At 69.8% G+C, this 21,476-nt stretch carries 18 protein-coding genes; 11 read left to right on the top strand and 7 right to left on the bottom strand.

Annotation, left to right across the window (positions count from 1 at the left end; all coding sequences use genetic code 11):
- Positions 1 to 108: 108 nt before the first annotated feature.
- From ABD262_RS07600 to ABD262_RS07590, 3 genes are all read left to right on the top strand, one after another.
- On the top strand, positions 109 to 675 hold the full coding sequence (locus ABD262_RS07600) for a sensor histidine kinase (RefSeq protein ID WP_344133492.1): 567 nt from the start codon (positions 109 to 111) through the stop codon (positions 673 to 675).
- A complete protein-coding gene (locus ABD262_RS07595) occupies positions 672 to 1,322 on the top strand; it encodes a response regulator (protein WP_056921120.1) in 651 nt (216 codons plus the stop codon). Before ABD262_RS07600 ends, ABD262_RS07595 begins: the two co-directional genes overlap by 4 nt.
- Before the next feature lie 145 nt (positions 1,323 to 1,467).
- Entirely contained in the window at positions 1,468 to 2,142 is a 675-nt protein-coding gene (locus tag ABD262_RS07590; RefSeq protein ID WP_344133484.1) for a response regulator, read from the top strand.
- A 22-nt stretch (positions 2,143 to 2,164) separates the two neighbouring features.
- Here ABD262_RS07590 and ABD262_RS07585 read toward each other — a convergent pair whose 3' ends face one another.
- Both ABD262_RS07585 and ABD262_RS07580 read right to left on the bottom strand, forming a co-directional pair.
- The gene (locus ABD262_RS07585) at positions 2,165 to 2,902 is read right to left on the bottom strand and encodes a maleylpyruvate isomerase family mycothiol-dependent enzyme (protein WP_344133481.1); all 738 of its coding nucleotides are present in this window, start codon (positions 2,900 to 2,902) and stop codon (positions 2,165 to 2,167) included.
- Complete coding sequence (locus ABD262_RS07580) at positions 2,899 to 4,725, bottom strand: glycoside hydrolase family 15 protein (protein WP_344133478.1); 1,827 nt, start codon at positions 4,723 to 4,725, stop codon at positions 2,899 to 2,901. Before ABD262_RS07580 ends, ABD262_RS07585 begins: the two co-directional genes overlap by 4 nt.
- Before the next feature lie 74 nt (positions 4,726 to 4,799).
- On the opposite strand from ABD262_RS07580, the gene uvrA reads away from it, so the two are divergent.
- A complete protein-coding gene (uvrA, locus tag ABD262_RS07575; RefSeq protein WP_344133475.1) occupies positions 4,800 to 7,904 on the top strand; it encodes an excinuclease ABC subunit UvrA in 3,105 nt (1,034 codons plus the stop codon).
- 80 nt (positions 7,905 to 7,984) lie between these two features.
- Here the strand turns inward: uvrA and ABD262_RS07570 are convergent, their stop codons facing one another.
- The 5 genes from ABD262_RS07570 to ABD262_RS07550 all read right to left on the bottom strand — a co-directional run bounded on the left by ABD262_RS07570 (position 7,985) and on the right by ABD262_RS07550 (position 12,959).
- Positions 7,985 to 8,704, bottom strand: a complete 720-nt coding sequence (locus ABD262_RS07570; RefSeq protein WP_344134597.1) for an ABC transporter ATP-binding protein — start codon at positions 8,702 to 8,704, stop codon at positions 7,985 to 7,987.
- Positions 8,694 to 9,611 (bottom strand): ABC transporter ATP-binding protein, encoded by a 918-nt coding sequence (locus ABD262_RS07565; RefSeq protein WP_344133472.1) that lies wholly within the window; start codon positions 9,609 to 9,611, stop codon positions 8,694 to 8,696. The genes ABD262_RS07570 and ABD262_RS07565 overlap by 11 nt, the downstream gene beginning before the upstream one ends.
- Positions 9,604 to 10,734, bottom strand: a complete 1,131-nt coding sequence (locus ABD262_RS07560; RefSeq protein WP_344133469.1) for a branched-chain amino acid ABC transporter permease — start codon at positions 10,732 to 10,734, stop codon at positions 9,604 to 9,606. The genes ABD262_RS07565 and ABD262_RS07560 overlap by 8 nt, the downstream gene beginning before the upstream one ends.
- Positions 10,731 to 11,717 carry a branched-chain amino acid ABC transporter permease gene (locus ABD262_RS07555; protein ID WP_344133466.1) on the bottom strand — a complete coding sequence of 329 codons (987 nt, stop codon included), beginning with the start codon at positions 11,715 to 11,717 and terminating at the stop codon, positions 10,731 to 10,733. The genes ABD262_RS07560 and ABD262_RS07555 overlap by 4 nt, the downstream gene beginning before the upstream one ends.
- Positions 11,718 to 11,831: 114 nt before the next feature.
- A complete protein-coding gene (locus ABD262_RS07550) occupies positions 11,832 to 12,959 on the bottom strand; it encodes a branched-chain amino acid ABC transporter substrate-binding protein (RefSeq protein ID WP_344133463.1) in 1,128 nt (375 codons plus the stop codon).
- Positions 12,960 to 13,227: 268 nt separating this feature from the next.
- On the opposite strand from ABD262_RS07550, the gene ABD262_RS07545 reads away from it, so the two are divergent.
- The 7 genes from ABD262_RS07545 to gap all read left to right on the top strand — a co-directional run bounded on the left by ABD262_RS07545 (position 13,228) and on the right by gap (position 21,463).
- The gene (locus ABD262_RS07545) at positions 13,228 to 13,743 is read left to right on the top strand and encodes a Rieske (2Fe-2S) protein (RefSeq protein WP_344133461.1); all 516 of its coding nucleotides are present in this window, start codon (positions 13,228 to 13,230) and stop codon (positions 13,741 to 13,743) included.
- Between the two features lie 132 nt (positions 13,744 to 13,875).
- Complete coding sequence (uvrC, locus tag ABD262_RS07540) at positions 13,876 to 15,846, top strand: excinuclease ABC subunit UvrC (RefSeq protein WP_344133459.1); 1,971 nt, start codon at positions 13,876 to 13,878, stop codon at positions 15,844 to 15,846.
- Between the two features lie 28 nt (positions 15,847 to 15,874).
- Positions 15,875 to 16,804 (top strand): RNase adapter RapZ, encoded by a 930-nt coding sequence (rapZ, locus tag ABD262_RS07535; protein ID WP_425564833.1) that lies wholly within the window; start codon positions 15,875 to 15,877, stop codon positions 16,802 to 16,804.
- A gap of 118 nt (positions 16,805 to 16,922) precedes the next feature.
- Entirely contained in the window at positions 16,923 to 17,858 is a 936-nt protein-coding gene (locus ABD262_RS07530) for a gluconeogenesis factor YvcK family protein (RefSeq protein ID WP_344133453.1), read from the top strand.
- Positions 17,859 to 18,096: 238 nt separating this feature from the next.
- Positions 18,097 to 19,077, top strand: a complete 981-nt coding sequence (gene whiA / locus ABD262_RS07525) for a DNA-binding protein WhiA (protein WP_344133450.1) — start codon at positions 18,097 to 18,099, stop codon at positions 19,075 to 19,077.
- A gap of 31 nt (positions 19,078 to 19,108) precedes the next feature.
- Positions 19,109 to 20,281, top strand: a complete 1,173-nt coding sequence (locus ABD262_RS07520; protein WP_344133447.1) for a nucleotide sugar dehydrogenase — start codon at positions 19,109 to 19,111, stop codon at positions 20,279 to 20,281.
- 177 nt (positions 20,282 to 20,458) lie between these two features.
- Complete coding sequence (gap, locus tag ABD262_RS07515) at positions 20,459 to 21,463, top strand: type I glyceraldehyde-3-phosphate dehydrogenase (protein ID WP_344133444.1); 1,005 nt, start codon at positions 20,459 to 20,461, stop codon at positions 21,461 to 21,463.
- Positions 21,464 to 21,476 lie beyond the last annotated feature (13 nt).

The raw sequence follows: 21,476 nt of genomic DNA, 5'->3' as shown, positions 1-21,476 counted from the left end.
GGGGGTGCTGGTCTTCGGTCTGCGGGGTTGTGAGGGACATACATGGCTGCTTTGTTCGAAGATCACCAGCGCCCAGTCGCTGGAGGGGAGATCGACACCGTTCGCGCGTTGCTGCATGACTTGCGGCAACCGCTCGCGGCGATTCTCCTGCTTGCCGGCACCGAGGGTGGTGACGTCGGTCGCAAGATGGACGGCATCGCCGGTCAGGCGCGATGGCTCGCCGAGCTCGTGGAGACGAGCCTCAGCGAGGCCGCGGCTGACGAGGTGACCACCACCGACCTGGGCGCCGTCGCCCACCGGGCGGTGGTCCGAGCCCGGGCCACCGCGCACTGTGTCATCAGCAGTGACGTGGTCGAGGGCCTCGAGGCCTGGGCCCGTCCGGTGGCGTTGAGCCGGGCGCTGGCCTGCGTGCTCGACAATGCCGTGCGCGCCGCAGGCGACGGGGGCCACGTGCGGGTCGACACCTACACCGACCGTGAAGGCGTCCACCTCACGGTCACCGACGACGGGCCGGGGCTCGGCAAGGTCAGCCCGCGCACGTCACTCGGGCTGACCACCACCCGGGCGATGGTCGCCGCGTGCCACGGGTCGTTCCGGCTGCACGCCGGCGACGACGGGGGCACCGTGGCCGACATCTGCCTCGCCCAGGTCGAGCTCCGGCGGGTGGCGTCATGAGGATCGTCGTCTGCGACGACCACCTGCTCCTGCTCGAGGCCCTCGGTCTCGCGCTGGGTGCCCGTGGTCACGAGGTCGTCGCCCTCGCGGGCACGCCCGAGGAGGCCGTCAGCGCGGTCGCGATGCACCGTCCTGACGTGTGCCTGCTCGACGTGAACTTCCCGGGTGGGACCTCGGTCTCGGCCATCCACGAGATCCGCGAGATCTCGCCGCAGACCAAGGTCGTGATGCTCTCCGCCGAGGCGGACCACGGCATCGTCGGCCGGGCCATCGCGGAGGGTGCCTCGGGCTACGTCGGCAAGGAGAAGCCGATCGTCGAGATCGTCGAGATGCTCGACCGCGCAGTGCGTGGCCAGCTCGCGGTCGAGCCGTCGCTGCTCCAGCGGGCCCTGCGCCCCCAGAAGTCGACCGACGACCCGCTGTGGGCGCTGCAGTTCCTGACCGACCGCGAGTGGCAGGTCATGCGCTGCATCATGGACGGCCAGACCACCGAGGAGATGGCGTCCTCGCTGGGGGTGCAGCGGAGCACGGCCAGGACCCACGTCCAGAACCTGCTCACCAAGCTCGGGGTGCACTCCAGGCTCCAGGCGGCTGCCCTGATGTCCGCCCACGGCTCGCACGAGTCGTGGCCGGTCCACCTGCGCTGACCGCCTGCGCTGACCGCTTGGCGGGGAGTCGGGTGTGACGCCTGCGTCCAGAGGGGCGGGACTAGTCCCATCACCCTTTTGACGTAGGCGTCACTCCCGCACTGGCGTGTTCTGTCGGCGGGGGCGTTGCGCGACGCTGGGGCACATGCCAGCCCCTGTACGCGTCCTGCTCGTGGACGACCATGAGGTGTTCGTGGACGCCTTGGCCCTCTGCCTGGGGGACTACCCCGACATCGTGGTCGAAGGGTCTGCGACGACTGTCACGCAGGGTCTGCGTCGGCTCCGGGAGACCCGGTGCGACGTCGTCGTCCTCGACCTCGCCCTCGCCGGTGAGGACGGGCTGACCCTGGCCCGCGAGGCACTCGCCGAGGACCCCACGCTCGGCATCGTCATCGCCACGGGCGCGGAGGCCGGCGACCAGATCGTCGAAGCGGTCCAGCTGGGCGTGCGCGGGTGGGTCACCAAGACCGAGACCGCCGATGCCCTGGTCGACGCGATCCGCGGGGTGGCCCGCGGGGAGACCCGCATCCCGGCCGACCTGCTCGCGGAGGTGCTGGTGTCGCTCTCGCGTGGTCAGCACACGACCGTGGAGCACGTGCAGGGCATCCGCGAGCTCACCAGCCGCGAGCTCGAGGTCCTGGCGTGCCTCGTCGAGGGCATGAGCCGCACCGAGATCGGGCTCCTGCTGCACGTCTCGCCCAACACCGTGCGCACCCACGTGCAGAGCATCCTGCACAAGCTCAAGGTCCACTCGGCGCTGGCCGCCGTCGCGATCGCGCGGCGCGCCGGCATCACGGGGGCGACGGTCCCCGCCGGTTGAAGCTCGCCGGCCCTGCGCGCCGCTAGGACCCGCGGGGGAGCGGCGGGAGGGCCCCCTCCGCGCTGACCTCGCTGGGATCCCGCCTGGCCAGCCAGAGCAGCAGGCCGGCCTGTGGTCCCCGCACGGTGACGCCACCGTCCGCGACCACCCACTCGTCGCCCTCGTCGCTGACGAGGCGCAGGCCGGGGGCGGCCTCGGTCGTCACCAGCCGACCGACGGCGTCGTCGAGGAAGCCTCGCACGAGCTCTGGCTCGACGTCCGCGAAGGTGAACCCGTCGTCGAGGTCGACGTGGTGGAAGACCACTTCGCGCAGCCGCAGCTGCGGCAGGACGAGCGGGTGCACCTTCAGGCCACCCCGCATCTCGACCGCGGCGACCGCCAGCTCGCCGCCCAGGGCGGCCAGGTGGGGCTCCAGCGCGGCAGCCGTCTCGGTCAGGTCGTCGACGAAGGCCCCCGCCGGTCGCCGGTCCCCGGGCGACGCCGGACCCGGCTTCGCCGCACCCTCCTCGATCGCGGCGTCCCGGGCGCGCGTGCCCCCGGGGTACATCGGCCGCGGCGCGCCGTCGACGGCCCACTGCGCCAGTCGCTGGATGGCTTCGGCGTTGCGGGCCACGTGCGCCAGCACGTGGGCCCGGCTCCAGCCCTCGCACGACGACGGTGCTCGCAGGTCAGCCAGCACGGCGGTGTGCTCGACCAGCAGGGCCGTGTGGCGTCGGACCGCCGCGAGGTCGGTCGCCAGGCGCTCGAGGTCGGCGCTCACGGCAGCTGCCCTCCGGGCTCGGCGGCGCCCTTCGACTCCGCCTCGGCGAGGGCGTGCGCGGCCCCGATGAAGGTGAGGTGCGAGAAGGCCTGCGGGAAGTTGCCGACCATCCGCTTCTCGTGCGGGTCGTACTCCTCCGAGATCAGTCCCACGTCGTTGAACAGGGTGACGAGCCGGTCCATGAGCTCTCGGGCCTTCGCGACCTGGCCGCACACGGCATACGCGCTCACCAGCCACCACGAGCAGGCCAGGAACGGGTGCTCGTCACCCGCGAGGCCGTCGACCCCGGTCTCGGTGCGGTAGCGCAGCAGGAAGCCCTCGCGCATGAGGTCCGTCTCGATCGCGGCGACGGTGCCGAGCACGCGCGGGTCGTCGGGTGGCAGGAACCCGACGAGGGGGATCAGCAGCAGCGAGGCGTCCACCTCGGTGGTGTCGTAGTGCTGCGTGAAGGTGTTCCGCTCGGCATCGAAGCCCTTCGAGAGGATCTCCTCCCGGACCTGGTCGCGCAGCTCGCGCCACTGCTCGACGGGGCCCTCCAGGCCCCACTTCTCCACGCCACGGACGGCCCGGTCGAAGGCGGCCCAGACCATCACCCGCGAGTGCGTGAAGTGGCGCATCGGTCCCCGGATCTCCCAGAGGCCGTTGTCGGGCTCCTGCCAGTGTCGGGCGAGGTTCTGCACCAGGGCGCGCTGCATCGCCCACGACTGGGTGGACACCTCGAGCCCCTTGGCCCGGGCCTCGTCCAACGCGATCATCACCTCGCCCAGGACGTCGGACTGGCGCTGGTCGACGGCGCCGTTGCCGATCCGCACAGGGGTCGAGCCGGCATACCCGGGGAGGTGGTCGAGGGTCCGCTCGGGGAGCCGTCGGGACCCGTTGATGGTGTACATGATCTGGAGGTCCTCGGGATCGCCGGCCACTGCCCGCAGCAGCCAGTTGCGCCACAGCCGCGCCTCGTCCACGTAGCCGGACGCCAGCAGCGCCTCGAGGGTCAGGGAGGCGTCGCGCAGCCAGCAGTAGCGGTAGTCCCAGTTGCGCTCGCCCCCGAAGTCCTCGGGGAGGCTGGTCGTGGGAGCGGCGACGATGCCGCCGTAGCGCGAGTGCGTCATCCCGCGCAGCGTGAGGAGCGACCGGACCACGAGCTCGCGGTAGGGACCCTCGTAGTCGCACCGCTCCGCCCACTCGTTCGAGACGCGGATGGTCTCCGCGATCCGCGAGTCGATGTCCAGCGGTGGCGGCACCTGCTCGAACGAGGGGAACCACGTCGTCGAGAACGTGTAGGTCTCCCCGGCGGAGACCTCGAACTCGTCCTCGTGGTGGCCGTCGCGGGGGTGGGGGAGCCGGCTGCCCCGCAGGACGAGCATGTCGGGGCCCGCGATCGCGGTGATGACGTCGCCGTCGAGCCGGTGGCCGACACCGTGCGAGACCCACGGCCGGACCTTGCCGTAGCCGAACCGGACGACCCACTCGTGCCGCATGGTCACCGTGCCGTGCAGGCCCTCGACACTGCGGATGATGTCGGCCCGACCGTCTCCCAGCGGCATGAGGTCGAGGACCTTGACCGCCCCGGTGTCGGTCTCGTGGACGGTCTCGAGGACGAACGAGCTCTCGACGTAGCGTCGCGTGCTCCTCGCCTCCCCGACCGGGCCAAGCAGCCACCGGCCGTGCTCGGGGGTGCCCAGCAGTGCGGCGAAGCAGGCAGGGGAGTCGAAGCGCGGCAGGCAGAGCCAGTCGATCGACCCGGCCCGGCTGACCAGGGCGGCGGTCTCGGTGTCGCCGAGCACGGCGTACTCCTCGATGGGAGTGGGTGCGTGGATGGCCATGCGCCGACTGTATGCCGCGGCGTGGGCGGGCGCCCGAGGACTACCGGTGAGCGCTGTCGGTGCGGCCACCTACGATGGGGCGCGTGACTTCAGCCGTACCTGCCCGCCGCCACCAGCACGACCAGCTCATCGTCCGGGGTGCCCGCGAGCACAACCTCCGTGACGTCTCGGTCGAGCTGCCCCGCGACTCGTTGATCGTCTTCACGGGGTTGTCCGGGTCGGGCAAGTCGTCGCTGGCGTTCGACACGATCTTCGCCGAGGGGCAGCGTCGCTACGTTGAGTCGCTGTCGGCCTACGCCCGCCAGTTCCTCGGCCAGATGGACAAGCCCGACGTCGACTTCATCGAGGGCCTGTCCCCGGCGGTGTCGATCGACCAGAAGTCGACCAACCGCAACCCACGCTCCACGGTCGGCACCATCACCGAGGTCTACGACTACCTCCGCCTCCTGTTCGCGCGGGCCGGTCGACCGCACTGCCCGGTCTGTGGTGAGCCGATCACCCGGCAGAGCCCCCAGCAGATCGTCGACCGCCTCCTCGAGCTGCCCGAGAAGACCCGGTTCCAGGTGCTCGCCCCGGTCGTGCGGGCCCGCAAGGGGGAGTACGTCGACCTCTTCGGCGAGCTCCAGAGCAAGGGCTTCTCCCGGGCCCGCGTCGACGGGGAGGTCGTGTCGCTGACCGAGCCCCCCAAGCTCGAGAAGCAGATCAAGCACACCATCGACGTCGTGGTCGACCGCCTGGTGGCCAAGGGTGACGACACCGGGGCCAAGCGGCGCCTCACCGACTCCGTCGAGACCGCGCTGGGTCTGGCCGGTGGCGTCCTGGTCGTCGAGTTCGTCGACAAGGACCCCCAGGACCCCGACCGCGAGCGGCGCTTCTCCGAGCGGATGGCCTGCCCCAACGACCACCCGTTGTCGATGGACGAGGTCGAGCCCCGCTCGTTCTCGTTCAACAGCCCCTTCGGCGCCTGCCCCAAGTGCACCGGACTCGGCACCGAGCTCGAGGTCGACCCCGAGCTCCTCGTGCCCGACGAGGACCTGACCCTGGCGGAAGGGGCGATCGCGCCCTGGGCCTCGACCAGCGGGTCGGCCGAGTACTTCCAGCGGGTCATGACCGCGCTCGGCCAGGACCTCAAGTTCGAGATGGACACCCCGTGGAGGGCGCTGCCCGCGCGCGCCAAGGAGGCGCTGCTCCACGGCCAGAACTACAAGGTGCACGTCCGGTACAAGAACCGTTACGGCCGGGAGCGGTCCTACACCACCGGCTTCGAGGGCGTCGTGCCCTTCGTGAAGCGACGTCACTCGGAGACCGACTCGGAGTGGAGCCGGGAGCGCTACGAGGGCTACATGCGCGAGGTGCCGTGCCCCGAGTGCGGTGGGGCCCGCCTGAAGCCCGAGTCACTGGCGGTGCACATCGGCGGCCGCAGCATCTCCGCGATCTGCGGGCTGGCGATCGCCGACTGCGCGAAGTTCCTCAAGGAGGTCGACTTCACGACGCGCGAGCGCCAGATCGCCGAGCGGGTCATCAAGGAGATCGACGCCCGGCTCGGCTTCCTGCTCGACGTGGGGCTCGACTACCTCTCGCTCGACCGGCCGGCCGGCACCCTGTCGGGCGGCGAGGCCCAGCGCATCCGGCTCGCGACCCAGATCGGGTCCGGCCTGGTCGGCGTCCTCTACGTCCTGGACGAGCCCAGCATCGGGCTGCACCAGCGCGACAACCACCGCCTCATCGAGACCCTGACCCGGCTGCGCGACCTCGGCAACACGCTGATCGTGGTCGAGCACGACGAGGACACCATCGCCACCGCTGACTGGGTCGTCGACATCGGTCCGGGCGCGGGGGAGCACGGCGGTGTCGTCGTCCACTCCGGGCCGGTGCAGGGCCTGCTCGAGCACCCCGACTCGATCACCGGCAAGTACCTCTCCGGCCGCCTGGAGATCCCGATGCCGGCGGTGCGCCGCCCGCAGGAGAAGGGCCGCGACGTCATTGTCGTCGGAGCCCGCGAGCACAACCTGCACGGCGTCGACGTGTCCTTCCCGCTCGGCAACCTCGTGGCCGTCACGGGGGTCTCGGGCTCGGGCAAGTCCACGCTCGTCAACGACATCCTCTACAACGTCCTGGCCAACAAGCTCAACGGTGCCCGCCACGTGCCCGGCCGGCACAAGACGGTCAAGGGCCTCGACAACCTCGACAAGGTCGTCCACGTCGACCAGAGCCCGATCGGTCGCACCCCGCGGTCCAACCCGGCGACCTACACTGGCGTGTTCGACGCGATCCGGAAGCTGTTCGCCACCACGACCGAGGCGAAGATCCGCGGCTACCAGCCGGGGCGGTTCTCGTTCAACGTCAAGGGCGGGCGCTGCGACGCGTGCTCCGGTGACGGCACCATCAAGATCGAGATGAACTTCCTCCCCGACGTCTACGTGCCGTGCGAGGTCTGCCACGGTGCGCGCTACAACCGCGAGACCCTCGAGGTGCACTTCAAGGGCAAGACCATCGCCGACGTGCTCGACATGCCCATCGAGGAGGCTGCCGACTTCTTCGCCGCCGTCCCCGGCATCGCACGACACATGAAGACGCTCAACGAGGTCGGGCTCGGCTACGTGCGACTCGGCCAGCCGGCGCCCACGCTCTCCGGTGGTGAGGCGCAGCGCGTCAAGCTCGCGTCGGAGCTGCAGAAGCGGTCGACCGGACGCACCATCTACGTGCTCGACGAGCCCACGACGGGTCTGCACTTCGAGGACATCCGCAAGCTGCTGCAGGTGCTGCAGGGCCTGGTCGACAAGGGCAACTCGGTCATCGTCATCGAGCACAACCTCGACGTCATCAAGAACGCCGACTGGATCGTCGACATGGGCCCCGAGGGCGGCAACGGTGGTGGCCGGGTCGTCGCCGAGGGCACCCCGGAGCAGGTCGCCCGGGTGGAGGACAGCTACACCGGTCAGTTCCTCGCGCCGATCCTCGCCCGCAGTGCCCGCACGCCCCAGCGGGCCACCGGAGCCAAGCGCACCGCAGCAGCAGCCGCCACCAAGAAGACGGCGACCAAGTCGGCCGCCAAGGCCCCTGCGCGCAAGGCGACCGCCAAGCGCACGACCGCCACGGCGACCACCAAGGCTGCCGCGAAGGCGACGACCAAGGCGGCCGCGAAGCCGTTGGCGCGCAAGGCGACCAAGAAGGCGTAGCCGCCCACGCGAACGGCCCCCCGGTGCTCCCGAGGGGCCGTTCGCGGTAGGCCGGCAGACCGGCTCACGAGGTGCGTCGCCTAGACGTCGCCACCGAGGTAGGCCGCCTTGACCGCAGGGTCGTTCGCGAGCTCCTGGCCAGTGCCCTCCCGGACGATCTCGCCGGTCTCGAGGATGTACGCACGGTGGGCACGCTTGAGGGCCTGGGCCGCGTTCTGCTCCACGAGCAGCACGGTGGTGCCCTGCTTGTTGATCTCGGTGATGATGTCGAAGATCTGCTGGATCAGCTTGGGCGCCAGTCCCATCGACGGCTCGTCGAGCAGCAGCAGCTTCGGGTCAGACATCAGGGCCCGGCCGATGGCCAGCATCTGCTGCTCGCCCCCCGACATGGTGCCGGCGACCTGGCTTCGTCGCTCAGCAAGCCGCGGGAACAGACCGAACACGCGGTCGCGGTCCTCCTTGACCTTGGGCGACTTACGGTCCTTGCGCGCGTATGCGCCCATGTCCAGGTTCTCCAGCACGGTCATTCCCACGAAGCAGCCACGACCCTCGGGTGACTGGCCGATGCCCAGCACCGGTCGCTCGTGCGGTGGCGTCGACGTGATGTCCTCGCCGGCGAACTTGATCGTGCCTTGGCGGACCGGACGCAGACCGGAGACCGTCTTCATGGTCGTGGTCTTGCCGGCGCCATTCGCCCCGATCAGGGTGACGACCTCGCCCTCCTCGACCGTGAACGAGATGTTCCGGATCGCCTCGATGCGCCCGTAGTTGACACAGAGGTCCTCGACCTCAAGAAGCATCTTCATCAACTCCAAGGTAGGCGGCGATGACCGCGGGGTTGTCCTGGATCTCCGCGGGCAGGCCTTCGGCGATCTTCTTGCCGAACTCGAGCACGACGATCCGGTCGGTGACGCCCATGACGAGCTTCATGTCGTGCTCGATGAGCAGCACGGTGTAGCCCTGCTGGCGGATCGACTGGATCAGCTCCATGAGACGCGCCTTCTCCGCCGGGTTGAAGCCAGCGGCCGGCTCGTCGAGGCAGAGCAGCTTGGGGTTGGTCGCCAGGGCGCGGGCGATCTCCAGGCGGCGCTGGTCGCCGTAGGGGAGGTTGCGCGCCAGCTCGTCGGCCCGCTTCTCCAGCCCCATGAACTTGAGCAGCTCGTAGGCCCGGTCCATGCCCTGCGACTCCTCCGAGTTGTGCCGGGGCAGGCGCAACAGTGCCGACCCCATACCCGTCGAGTGGTGCGCGTCGGCCCCGACCAGGACGTTCTCCAAGGCGGTCATGTTGTGGAACAGCCGGATGTTCTGGAACGTGCGCGCGATGCCCAGCTTGGTGATCTGGAACTTCTTGCGCTTGCCCAACGGCTCGCCCATGAACTTCACGCCGCCCGACGTGGGCTGGTAGACCCCGGTCATCACGTTGAAGCAGGTGGTCTTGCCGGCGCCGTTGGGGCCGATCAGCCCGAGGATCTCGCCGGTGTTGATGTGGAACGAGACGCCGTCGAGGGCGGTGACGCCGCCGAACCGCAGTGTGACGTCGTCGACCTCGAGCAGCTTGCCCTTCGGCAGGTGTGCGACCTCCTCCACGGAGATGTCGACCGAGGTGTCTGGCAAGGCCCCCTCGTCGGCGGGGAGCACGGTGTCATCGTCGACCCGGGCTCCCCGGCGCTCGTCGGGCCCGGTGGGGGTGGTGGGCGTGTCAGGCATGGGCCGCTCCGTCCTCGAGTACCTCGGTTTCCTCGTCCGCGCGCTGGGCCCGGACCGACCGTCTCGGTGGCAGGAGGCCTTGCGGTCGGAAGATGGCCAGGGCCATCAGTGCGAGCCCGAACAGGAGGAAGCGGGCATCGGAGAGGAATCGGAACTTCTCCGGTGCCCAGGTGAGCAGGAAGGCGGCGAGGATGACGCCCCACCGGTTGCCCTGGCCACCGACCACGACCATGGCGACGAACAGCACGGAGTAGAGGATGGTGAAGTTGTCGGGGTTGATGAACTGCTGCTTCGTGGCGAACAGGGCGCCGGACAGGCCGCCGATCGCCGCGCCGGTGGCGAAGGCCAGCAGCTTGAAGCGGAAGGTCGGCACGCCCATCAGCTCGGCGGCGTCCTCGTCCTCACGGGTCGCCTCCCAGGCCCGGCCGACCCGCGAGTTCTGCATCCGCCAGTCGAGGAACAGCACCACCAGCACCAGCGTGAGCGCCAGCCAGTAGTAGGGGATCGAGTCGGTCACCGAGAACTGCAGGAACCGGGTCTGGTTGTCGAGGTCGATCCTGGCGACGAAGCCGTCCCACACCAGGTGGGGGACCCCGAACAGGTCGAGGCTCGGGGGAGTCGGGATGTTGGAGATACCCCGCGACCCGCCGGTCAGGCTGTCCGCGTTGACCAGGATCAGCCGGACGATCTCACCGAAGCCGAGCGTCACGATGGCGAGGTAGTCACCACGCACGCGCAGCGTGGGCGCACCGAGGATGATGCCCGAGACCAGGGTGACGGCCATCGCGATCGGGATGCAGAGCAGCAGCGGCACGTTGCCGTGCGCCGAACCGAGGATGCCGACCGTGAAGGCGCCGATCGCGAAGAAGCCGATGTAGCCGAGATCGAGCAGCCCGGCATACCCGATCACGATGTTGAGCCCGATCGCCACGAGGGCGTACAGCGCACACAGGAACAGCACGGCACCGAAGTCGGAGTCGGTCGTCGTGATCAGTGGCGGGTTGAGGATCGGCAGGAGGTAGACGACCACGACCGCGGCGATGGCGAGGACGATCTTGGCCCAGCGGGGCAGGGCGCGGAACCGGTCGCGGACCCCGTGGAAGAAGCTCGAGACGGCGTTCATGCGCGGGCCTTTCCAAGGGACTCACCGAGCAGGCCGGTGGGTCGGAACAGCAGGATGACGACGAGCAGCACGAAGGAGACGACGTCCTTCCACTCTCCGCCGAAGATCGCGGACCCGTAGTTCTCGGCCACCCCGAGGATGAAGCCGCCGATGAGGGCGCCTCTGAGGTTGCCGATGCCACCGAGGACCGCAGCCGTGAAGGCCTTGACGCCCAGGAGGAATCCGCTGTTGTACCTGGTCACACCGAACTTCAGGAGGTACATCATGGCTGCGGCTCCAGCTGCGGCACCGCCGAGGACGAAGGTGAGCCGGATGACCTGGTCTCGGTTGACACCCATCAGGGCGGCGGACTCGGGGTCCTGGGCGACGGCGCGGATGCCGCGACCCAGCCGCGAGCGGCTGACGAACTGGTCGAGCACGACCATCAGGACGATGGCTGAGCCCAGCACGATGAGGTCGATGTTGGAGACGTGGTAGTCGAAGACGTAGAACAGCCGCTTCACCTCGATCTGCAGGGGCAGTGGCGAGGCCTCACGGGGGCGCCCTACGTACTCGGCCAGGTTGTCATCGACTCCGAACCACTTGAACGGCTTGTCGCGCAGGCCCATCGCCTCCGACAGGGTGTACGAGGCGCCGATGGCCGAGATGAGCGCGATGAGTGGTGGCGAGTTGCGCTTGCGCAAGGGCCGGTAGGCGACGAACTCGAGGAGCAGTGCGACCAGGGCCGACATGACCATGGCCGAGGCGAAGCCCACGATCAGGTAGCCGATCAGTCCGAGCCCAGAGGCCTTGCCGGCGCCGATGGCCAGCAGCATCCAGACGGCGGCGAAGCTGCCCCACATGAAAACCTCGGAGTGTGCGAAGTTGATCAGTCGCAGCACTCCGTAGACCAACGTGTACCCGAGGGCGATGAGCGCGTAGATCGCACCGAAGGCCAGACCGGTGATGGTGAATTCCCAGAAGTGGTGAAGCAGAAGATCCATCAAACCTCCGATGAAGGGGGGACCCCGACGAACGTCGAGGGGGCCCCGACCGGACGGGAACACGGTAGCGGCCAGGACCCCCGTTGCCGAGAGTCCTGGCCGCTGCGCGTCGAGTTACTTGATTTCCTGGTCCGGGACGATCTTGCCGCCGGTGACCTTGTAGGCCCAGACGGAGACCTCGGCCGGCTCGCCCTTGGCGTCGAACTTGACGTTCTTGGTGACACCCTGGGCGGAGTAGGACGCGATGAACGCGGTCATGTCCGCCGAGGAGGTCTTGCCGGCCTTGATCGCCGCGAGGAACACGTTCGCCGCGTCGTAGGCCTCGGCCGAGTAGGTGGCCGGGTCGGAGTTGTAGGCCTTCTTGTAGGCGGCCGCGAACTCGGGGGCCTTGTCCGGCGGGAGGCACGGGCAGGTGACGACGGCGCCTTCGGCCGCCGCGCCGGCGCCCTTGATGAAGCCGTCGTCCTTGACGCCGTCACCGGCGACGAAGGTGCCGGTGAAGCCACCGTCCTTCAGCTGCTTGACCAGCTTGCTGGCGTTCGAGTAGTAGCCGCCGTAGAAGAAGGCGGTGGCACCCGAGGCCTTGGCCTTGGTCACGGTCGCGGAGAAGTCGTCCTGCTTGCCGTCGGCAGCAGTCTGGTCGCTGGCGACCACGGCGGAGCCGAGGTCCTTCTTGACGATGTCGGCCAGGCCCTTGCCGTACTCCGACGTGTCATCGGAGACGAAGACCTTCTGGGCCTTGAGGACGTCCTTGATGTACTTCGCGGCGGCCGGCCCCTGCGTGGCGTCGTTGCCGAGGACGCGGTGGAAGGTCTTCCAGCCGTTCTCGGACAGCGCCGGGTTGGTCGCCGAGGCGGAGATGATGTTGAGCCCGGCCTTGTCGAAGATCGGGTCGGCAGCCTTGGACTCACCGGAGAAGGCGGGGCCGACGATGCCGACCAGCTTCTTGTCGGTCACGGCCTTCTGGGCGAGACCGGGAGCGATGGCGGGGTCGCCCTGGCTGTCGAACGAGGTGAGCGAGACCTTGCAGTCGGCGTTCTTCTCGTTGTACTGGTTGACGGCGAGCTCGGCGCCGTTCTTGATGTTGATGCCGAGGTTGGCGGCGTCGCCGGTCAGTGCACCGAAGAAACCGATCTTGAGGTCACACGCCTTGCCAGAGGCGGAGTCACCGTTGCCGGTGGTCCCGCCACAGGCAGACAGCGCGAGGGCAGCGGCCACGAGTGGCGCGCCAATCTTGAACACGGAACGCAAGACTCCTCCTGAAGTCATCTGGAGCACGCGGGACAGCCTTAACCCGCGGGTCACCCCGGTTGGGGTGTGTGCAGACTATGCCGCCGGTCACGGTGTGGGGGAGCACATCAGGCGCATGCGTGACCGTGTCGTTACCACCCCGCCCGGTATGTCCACGTGAACGCCATGACAGCGTCCGACGTTGTACCCATGTCCGGCCCGCATCATGGGCCTCCCTGGTCAGTCCCTCGCAGGGGCACCTCCACCGAAAGGCGCGCGCATGACCACCCCCCACGCCACTGGTCCGACCCCCGACCCCGGCTCGGACCCCACCCCCGGCACCACCTCAGACGCCACGTCGCGACCCACCTCAGGCCCCCCCTCGGGACCGTCCCGCCGGACCGTGCTGGCGTCGGTCGGCCTGGCCGGCGTCGGCGCGACGGCGCTGGCGGCGTGCGGCGCGGCATCGAACGCGGCGTCGAACGCGGCCGGCTCCGCCACCGACGCCGCGAAGGAAGCCATCTCCAAGGCGACCATCCCGGTCGGCGGCGGCAAGATCTTCGCCGACCAGAAGGTCGTCGTCACCCAGCCCACGTCCGGCGACTTCAAGGCGTTCAGCGCGGTGTGCACCCACCAGAGCTGCGTGGTGAGCGGCGTCGCCGACGGGACGATCGACTGCGCCTGCCACGGCAGCAAGTTCGACATCGCCACCGGCGCGGTCAAGCAGGGTCCCGCCACCAAGGCGCTGCCCGAGAAGACGATCAGCGTGAGCGGCGACGGCATCACCGTCACCTGACCCGAGCCCGACCGGTCAGCCCGGCACGTCAGCCCGGCACGGGCGCAGGCGAGGTATGCCGCGTGGTCACCCGCGCGGCATACCTCGTGGGTCGCGGGGTGAGCCGTCGGTGGCCCTCCATAGAGTGGAGCCGTGGCTGACCCGTCGACCTACCGCCCGGCGCCGGGGGAGATCCCCGTCGACCCGGGCGTCTACCGGTTCCGCGACTCGGCCCAGCGGGTCATCTACGTCGGCAAGGCCAAGTCGCTGCGCCCGCGGCTGTCCTCCTACTTCCAGGACATCGCCGCCCTGCACCCACGCACCGCCACGATGGTCACCAGCGCGGCGAGCGTCGAGTGGACCGTGGTGTCCACCGAGGTCGAGGCGCTCCAGCTGGAGTACTCCTGGATCAAGGAGTACGACCCGCGCTTCAACGTCAAGTACCGCGACGACAAGTCCTACCCCTACCTGGCGGTGACGCTCGGCGAGGAGTTCCCGCGGGCGCAGGTGATGCGTGGCGCCAAGCGCAAGGGCACCCGCTACTTCGGGCCCTACGCGCACGCCTGGGCGATCCGCGAGACGCTCGACCTGCTGCTGCGGGTGTTCCCGTTGCGCACCTGTTCCTCCGGGGTGTTCAAACGGGCGGGTCAGGTCGGGCGACCCTGTCTGCTCGGCTACATCGACAAGTGCTCGGCGCCCTGCGTCGGTCGGGTCACGCCCGAGGAGCACCGCGCCATCGCCGAGGACTTCTGCGACTTCATGGCCGGCAACACCACCCGGTTCGTCAAGCGCCTCGAGCGCGACATGGCCGCTGCGTCGAGGTCCCTGGAGTTCGAGCAGGCCGCCCGGCTGCGCGACGACCTGGTGGCTCTCGGCAAGGCGCTGGAGAAGTCGGCCGTCGTCCTGGGCGACGGCACCGACGCCGACGTGTTCGCCCTCGAGGACGACGGCCTCGAGGTCGCGGTGCAGGTGTTCCACGTCCGGGGCGGCCGCGTGCGGGGGCAGCGGGGCTGGGTGGCCGAGATGGACGCCGAGACCCTGCCGGAGATCGTCGGTCACCTCATGCAGCAGGTCTACGGCGGGGAGTCGGGTGACAGCGTGCCCCGCGAGGTGCTCGTGCCGGTGCTCCCGGACGAGGCCGACGCCGTGGCCGTGTGGCTCGGGTCCCTGCGCGGGTCGGCCGTCGACCTGCGAGTGCCCCAGCGCGGTGACAAGCGCACCCTGCTCGAGACGGTCCACCGCAACGCCAAGCAGTCGCTCGCGAGGCACAAGCTCGCCCGCGCCGGCGACCTCACCGCCCGCAGCCAGGCCCTCCAGGAGCTCCAGACCAGCCTCGACCTGGCCGACGCGCCGCTGCGGGTCGAGTGCTACGACATCAGCCACATCCAGGGTTCGCAGGTGGTGGGGTCGATGGTCGTGTTCGAGGACGGCCTGGCCCGCAAGTCCGAGTACCGCCGGTTCGTCATCCGAGGGGAGCAGGTCGACGACACCGCGGCGATGGACGAGGTCCTGACCCGCCGGTTCCAGCGCTACCTCGAGGAGCGTGACCAGGCCTCCGACGTCGAGCTGGGCCCCGACCCCGAGGCAGGTCCCGAACGCATCGACCCCGACACCGGCAAGCCGAAGAAGTTCGCCTACCCGCCCAACCTCGTCGTGGTCGACGGCGGGCTGCCGCAGGTCAACGCCGCGCAGGCCGCCCTCACCGCCCTGGGCATCGACGACGTCGCTGTCGTCGGGCTGGCCAAGCGGCTCGAGGAGGTCTGGGTGCCCGGCCAGGACTACCCGGTGATCCTGCCGCGCACCAGCGAGGGCCTCTACCTGCTCCAGCGGGTCCGCGACGAGGCGCACCGCTTCGCCATCGCCTTCCACCGGCAGCGCCGCTCCAAGGCGATGACCAGCAGTGTGCTCGACGGCATCCCCGGGCTCGGCGAGACACGGCGCAAGGCGCTGCTCCGGCACTTCGGCTCGGTCAAGAAGGTGCGGGCCGCCTCGGTCGAGGAGCTGCAGGAGGTTTCGGGCATCGGACCTGCGCTGGCGGCCACGATTGCGGCAGAGTTGGTCTCGGCGGGCACGCCCGCCCCGGCCGTCAACCTGATGACCGGAGAGATCCTCGACGATGACTGACCGCCACGAACCAGGAGACGGAGCAGCGATGACCGAGGAGGAGCGGGCCGAGAGCGAGGTCCAGGTCGAGGCCGAGACCGACACCCGGCACGACCCCGCCGAGCTCGTGATCGTCACCGGCATGAGCGGTGCCGGCCGGTCGACGACGGCCAACGTCCTCGAGGACTCCGGCTGGTACGTCATCGACAACCTGCCTCCCCACCTGCTGGTCTCCTTGGCCGACCTGGCCAACGAGGCGCCCCGACGGGCTGACCTCCCGCGCCTGGCCGCGGTCGTCGACGTGCGCGCGCGGGGGTTCTTCGACCACTTGCAGACGGCGCTCGACGAGCTGCGCGCCCGGGGGTGGCGTCCCAACCTGGTCTTCCTCGACGCCACCGACGAGGCGATCGTGCGGCGCTTCGAGTCCGTGCGGCGTCCACATCCCCTGCAGGGCGACGGCCGGCTGCTCGACGGGATCACCCGGGAGCGGGCCATGCTCGCCGACCTGCGGTCCCGGGCCGACGTCGTCATCGACACCTCGGGCCTCAACGTCCACCAGCTCGCCAAGAAGGTCCACCCGGTCTTCTCCGGCGACTCCGGACACAAGGTGCGGATCGCCGTGATGTCGTTCGGCTTCAAGTACGGCGTGCCGCTCGACGCCGACTTCGTCTTCGACATGCGCTTCCTCCCGAACCCGTACTGGATCCCCGAGCTGCGCAACTTCACCGGCCGCGACGCCCCCGTGGCCGAGTTCGTCATGGGGCAGGAGGGTGCTCCCGAGTTCGTCGACCGGGTCGTCGACCTGATGGAGCCGGTGACGGCCGGCTACATCCGGGAGGGTCGTCGCTACGTCACCCTCGCGGTCGGCTGCACGGGTGGCAAGCACCGCTCCGTCGCGGTCGCCGAGGCCTTGCGCGCGCGGCTGAGCAGCGACGACATCGCAACCTTCGTCGTGCACCGCGACCTGGGGCAGGAATAGTGAGTCTGACAGCGCAGCCGGGTCCCACGCTCCGCGTGGGCGCACACGAGCGAGGCACGAGCCGGGTCCCACGCTCTGCGTGGGCGGCGCGGAGCAAGCGTGGAAGCGAGCAGTTGTCGTGAGCGGGCCCGCGGTCGTCGCCCTCGGGGGTGGCCACGGGCTCGCGGCCTCGCTCGAGGCGCTGAAGCTCGTCACCGACGACATCACCGCCGTGGTCACGGTGGCCGACAACGGCGGCTCCTCGGGCCGGCTGCGTGACGAGTTCGACGTGCTGCCACCGGGTGACCTGCGGATGGCGCTCACGGCGCTGTGCGACGACACGGAGTGGGGCCACACCTGGCGTGACGTCCTGCAACACCGGTTCCGCGGTGACGGGCCCCTGGCCGGCCACGCCGTCGGCAACCTCCTCATCACCGCCCTCTGGGACGTCCACCAGGACCCGGTGGTGGGGCTCGACCTCGTCGGGCGGTTGCTGAACGCCCGTGGGCGGGTGCTGCCGATGGCAGCCGTCCCCTTGGAGATCACGGCACGGGTCCATGGCCTCGACCCCACCGACCCGGAGGGCTTGACGACCCTGCGCGGCCAGGTCGCGGTGGCCACGACCAAGGGCACCGTCGTCAGCATCGCGCTCGAGCCGCAGGACCCGCCGTCCGCCCCCGAGACGATCGCCGCGGTCCTGCAGGCCGACTGGCTGATCCTGGGGCCGGGCTCGTGGTTCACGTCCGTCATGCCGCACCTGATGGTCCCGGCCCTGCGCGAGGCGCTGCACGACACGACCGCCCGCCGCCTGCTGACCCTCAACCTCGAGCACTCCGGCGAGACGGCCGGCTTCACGGCGGCGCAACAGGTGGAGGCCCTCGTCGACCACGCGCCACGGATGCGCCTCGACGCCGTGCTGGCCGACCCCACGGCCGTCGACGACGAGGCCGGTCTGCGGGCCGCAGCCGGACGACTCGGCGCCGACCTCGTCCTCGCGCCGGTGGCGCAACGCGGTGCACCGGGGCACCATGACTCGCTGCGGCTCGCCGCCGCCTACCGCGACCTCTTCGGGTGACCGCTCCGGGACGGACCTGTGGGGTGGACCGGTCAGCTGGCCTCCGGGTCCTGGTCGGGCGCTCGTGGGGCGACATGCTTGACGGACGTGGTTGAGTCGGACGAGCAGGTGCCCGCGCCCTCGGGCGCAGCGGATGGGGGAGACAGCAGACCATGGGACGACAGCGGATCAGTGTGGGCCGGCGCATCGGCACCGGCCAGGGGACCAGAGCAGGACAGCGAGATGACAGGATGAAGCAATGGCGATGACGGCGCGGGTCAAGGACGAGCTCAGCAGACTCGACGTCACCAAGCCGTGCTGCCGCAAGTCCGAGGTGGCCGCGACCCTGCGCTTCGCCGGCGGGCTGCACATCGTCGGTGGCCGGATCGTGGTCGAGGCCGAGCTCGACACGGCCAACGCGGCACGCCGGCTCCGCAAGAACATCAGCGACCTCTACGGCCACCCGTCGGAGGTCCTCGTGCTCGCCGCCGGTGGGCTGCGCAAGGGCAGCCGCTACGTCGTCCGCGTGGTCCAGGACGGGGAGGCGCTGGCCCGCCAGACCGGGCTGATCGACGCCCGCGGTCGCCCGGTGCGTGGCCTGCCGCCCAAGGTCGTTAGCGCCTCGGCCTGTGACGCCGAGGCGGCCTGGCGCGGGGCGTTCATCGCGCACGGCTCGCTCACCGAGCCCGGTCGGTCGTCGGCCCTCGAGGTGACCTGCCCCGGGCCTGAGGCAGCGCTGGCCCTGGTCGGGGCGGCCCGACGACTCGGCATCCAGGCCAAGGCCCGCGAGGTGCGCGGCGTCGACCGGGTCGTCATCCGCGACGGGGACGCCATCGGCGCCATGCTCACCCGGCTCGGTGCCCACGACGCCGTGATGGCGTGGGAGGAGCGGCGGATGCGTCGCGAGGTCCGCGCCACGGCCAACCGGCTGGCCAACTTCGACGACGCCAACCTGCGCCGGTCGGCACGCGCCGCGGTCGCCGCCGGCGCCCGCGTGCACCGCGCGATGGAGATCCTCGGCGACGACATCCCCGACCACCTCAAGGAGGCGGGGTCGCTGCGGCTCGAGCACAAGCAGGCGTCCCTCGAGGAGCTGGGCCAGCTGGCCCAGCCACCGATGACCAAGGACGCCGTGGCCGGCCGGATCCGGCGGCTGCTGGCGATGGCCGACAAGCGGGCGCAGGACCTCGGCATCCCGGGCACGGAGGCCAACCTCACGCCCGACATGCTCGACGCCTGAACGGCCTGCACGCGACACACGAGGAGCCAGCATGACGAGGATCGCCGTCGTCGGCACGGGATACGTCGGACTGTCGATGGCCGTGCTGCTCTCGCAGCACCACGACGTCATCGCCTTCGACATCGACCGCGCCCGGGTCGCCGGGCTGCGTGCGGGACGCAGTCCCATCCGGGATGCGGAGATCGATGACTTCCTGGCCCACCGCGACCTGCGGCTCACCTTCACCGACGACTCCGACGAGGCCTACTCCGGCGCGGACTTCGTCATCATCGCGACCCCCACTGACTACGACCCGGTGACCAACTACTTCAACACCTCGACCGTCGAGAAGGTCGCGGCCGACGTGGCTGCCGCCAACCCGACCGCGGTGATGGTGGTCAAGTCCACCGTGCCCGTCGGCTTCACCCGGTCGCTGACCCAGCGGCTGGGCACCGACAACATCATCTTCAGCCCGGAGTTCCTCCGGGAGGGACGAGCGCTCTGGGACGGCCTGCACCCCTCGCGGATCGTGGTCGGCGACCTGGGGGAGCGGGGGCGGGCCTTCGCCGACCTCCTCGTCGGCGGGTCGCTCGAGCCGGACGTGCCGGTGCTGCTCACCGACAGCACCGAGGCCGAGGCGGTCAAGCTGTTCGCCAACACCTACCTCGCCATGCGAGTGGCGTTCTTCAACGAGCTCGACACCTTCGCGCTGACCCATGGCCTCGACCCGCAGCAGATCATCGAGGGGGTCAGCCTGGACCCGCGGATCGGGCCCGGCTACAACAACCCGTCGTTCGGCTACGGCGGCTACTGCCTGCCCAAGGACACCAAGCAGCTGCTGGCCAACTACCAGGACGTGCCGCAGTCACTCATCGAGGCCATCGTCACCGCCAACACGACGCGCAAGGACTTCGTGGCGACCGACATCCTGCGCCGCGCGCCCAAGGTCGTCGGCATCCACCGGCTCATCATGAAGTCCGGCTCCGACAACTTCAGGTCGAGCAGCGTGCAGGGCATCATGAAGCGGATCAAGGCCAAGGGTGTCCAGGTGGTCGTCTACGAGCCCGCCCTGGCGGACGACACGTTCTTCGGGTCACGGGTGATCCGCGACCTCGACGAGTTCTCCGAGCTCTCCGACGTGATCGTCGCGAACCGGATGGTGGCCGAGCTCGAGCCGGTCGCCGACAAGGTCTACACGCGCGACCTCTTCGGCGGCGACTCCTGAAGGTGTCCGGTATGCCGCTCTGGCAGTGGGTCGGCGGCCACCGACCCCGACGGGTTACCCGCCCGTACGCCGGACCGCACTGCCTCGGCGCCAGACCCATCCCATAGGCTTGCCGACGAGCAACACCGTGCCGCGAGCACGCGGCATACCGTCCCCATCCCAGAAGGACTTGGCATCGTGACTGTTCGCGTAGGTATCAATGGATTTGGCCGCATCGGCCGCAACTTCTACCGCGCCGTCCAGGCGTCCGGCGCCGACATCGAGATCGTGGCCGTCAACGACCTCACCGACAACGCCACGTTGGCCCACCTGCTCAAGTACGACTCGATCCTGGGGCGCCTGCCCGGTGACGTGACCTCGACGGACGAGGAGATCTCGGTCGACGGCAAGGCCTTCAAGGTCTTCGCCGAGCGCGACCCCGCCAACCTCAAGTGGGGCGAGCTGGGCGCCGACGTCGTCATCGAGTCGACCGGCTTCTTCACCGATGCCACCAAGGCCAAGGTGCACGTGGACAACGGCGCGAAGAAGGTCATCATCTCGGCCCCGGCCAAGAACGAGGACGTCACCATCGTCATGGGGGTGAACGACGACGCCTACGACGCCGACAAGCACACCGTCATCTCCAACGCCTCCTGCACCACGAACTGCCTGGCGCCGATGGCCAAGGTCCTCAACGACGAGTTCGGCATCGTCAAGGGCCTGATGACCACGATCCACGCCTACACCGGCGACCAGAACCTCCACGACGGCCCGCACAAGGACCTGCGTCGGGCCCGCGCCGCCGCGCTCAACATCGTGCCGACCACCACCGGGGCGGCCAAGGCCGTCGCGTTGGTGCTCCCGGAGCTCAAGGGCAAGCTCGACGGCTACGCCCTGCGGGTCCCGGTGCCGACCGGCTCGGCCACCGACCTCACCTTCGAGGCCGGCCGTGAGACCACGGTCGAGGAGGTCAACGCCGCGGTGAAGGCTGCTGCGGAAGGCCCGCTCAAGGGCATCCTCGTCTACACCGAGGACCCCATCGTGTCCAAGGACATCGAGACCGACCCCGCGTCCTGCATCTTCGACGCGGGCCTCACCAAGGTGATCGGCAACCAGGTCAAGGTCGTCGGCTGGTACGACAACGAGTGGGGCTACTCCAACCGCCTCGCGGACCTCGTCCTCCTCGTCGGCCAGACCCTCTGACCGGGGCGGGCCA

Origin of the sequence: Pedococcus bigeumensis, assembly GCF_039531795.1 — a bacterium.
GTDB classification, from domain to species: domain Bacteria; phylum Actinomycetota; class Actinomycetes; order Actinomycetales; family Dermatophilaceae; genus Pedococcus; species Pedococcus bigeumensis.
Note: the sequence above shows the minus strand (reverse complement) of the source record. Positions and strands in the feature narration are given on the sequence as shown.

Bases quoted from the DNA above. Each gene is read 5' to 3' on its own strand.
- ABD262_RS07595 (WP_056921120.1), top strand. From the start codon at position 672: ATGAGGATCGTCGTCTGCGACGACCACCTGCTCCTGCTCGAGGCCCTC.
- ABD262_RS07590 (WP_344133484.1), top strand. From the start codon at position 1,468: ATGCCAGCCCCTGTACGCGTCCTGCTCGTGGACGACCATGAGGTGTTC.
- ABD262_RS07580 (WP_344133478.1), bottom strand. From the start codon at position 4,725: ATGGCCATCCACGCACCCACTCCCATCGAGGAGTACGCCGTGCTCGGC.
- uvrA (WP_344133475.1), top strand. From the start codon at position 4,800: ATGGGGCGCGTGACTTCAGCCGTACCTGCCCGCCGCCACCAGCACGAC.
- ABD262_RS07570 (WP_344134597.1), bottom strand. From the start codon at position 8,704: ATGCTTCTTGAGGTCGAGGACCTCTGTGTCAACTACGGGCGCATCGAG.
- ABD262_RS07565 (WP_344133472.1), bottom strand. From the start codon at position 9,611: ATGCCTGACACGCCCACCACCCCCACCGGGCCCGACGAGCGCCGGGGA.
- ABD262_RS07560 (WP_344133469.1), bottom strand. From the start codon at position 10,734: ATGAACGCCGTCTCGAGCTTCTTCCACGGGGTCCGCGACCGGTTCCGC.
- ABD262_RS07555 (WP_344133466.1), bottom strand. From the start codon at position 11,717: ATGGATCTTCTGCTTCACCACTTCTGGGAATTCACCATCACCGGTCTG.
- ABD262_RS07545 (WP_344133461.1), top strand. From the start codon at position 13,228: ATGACCACCCCCCACGCCACTGGTCCGACCCCCGACCCCGGCTCGGAC.
- rapZ (WP_425564833.1), top strand. From the start codon at position 15,875: ATGACCGAGGAGGAGCGGGCCGAGAGCGAGGTCCAGGTCGAGGCCGAG.
- whiA (WP_344133450.1), top strand. From the start codon at position 18,097: ATGGCGATGACGGCGCGGGTCAAGGACGAGCTCAGCAGACTCGACGTC.
- ABD262_RS07520 (WP_344133447.1), top strand. From the start codon at position 19,109: ATGACGAGGATCGCCGTCGTCGGCACGGGATACGTCGGACTGTCGATG.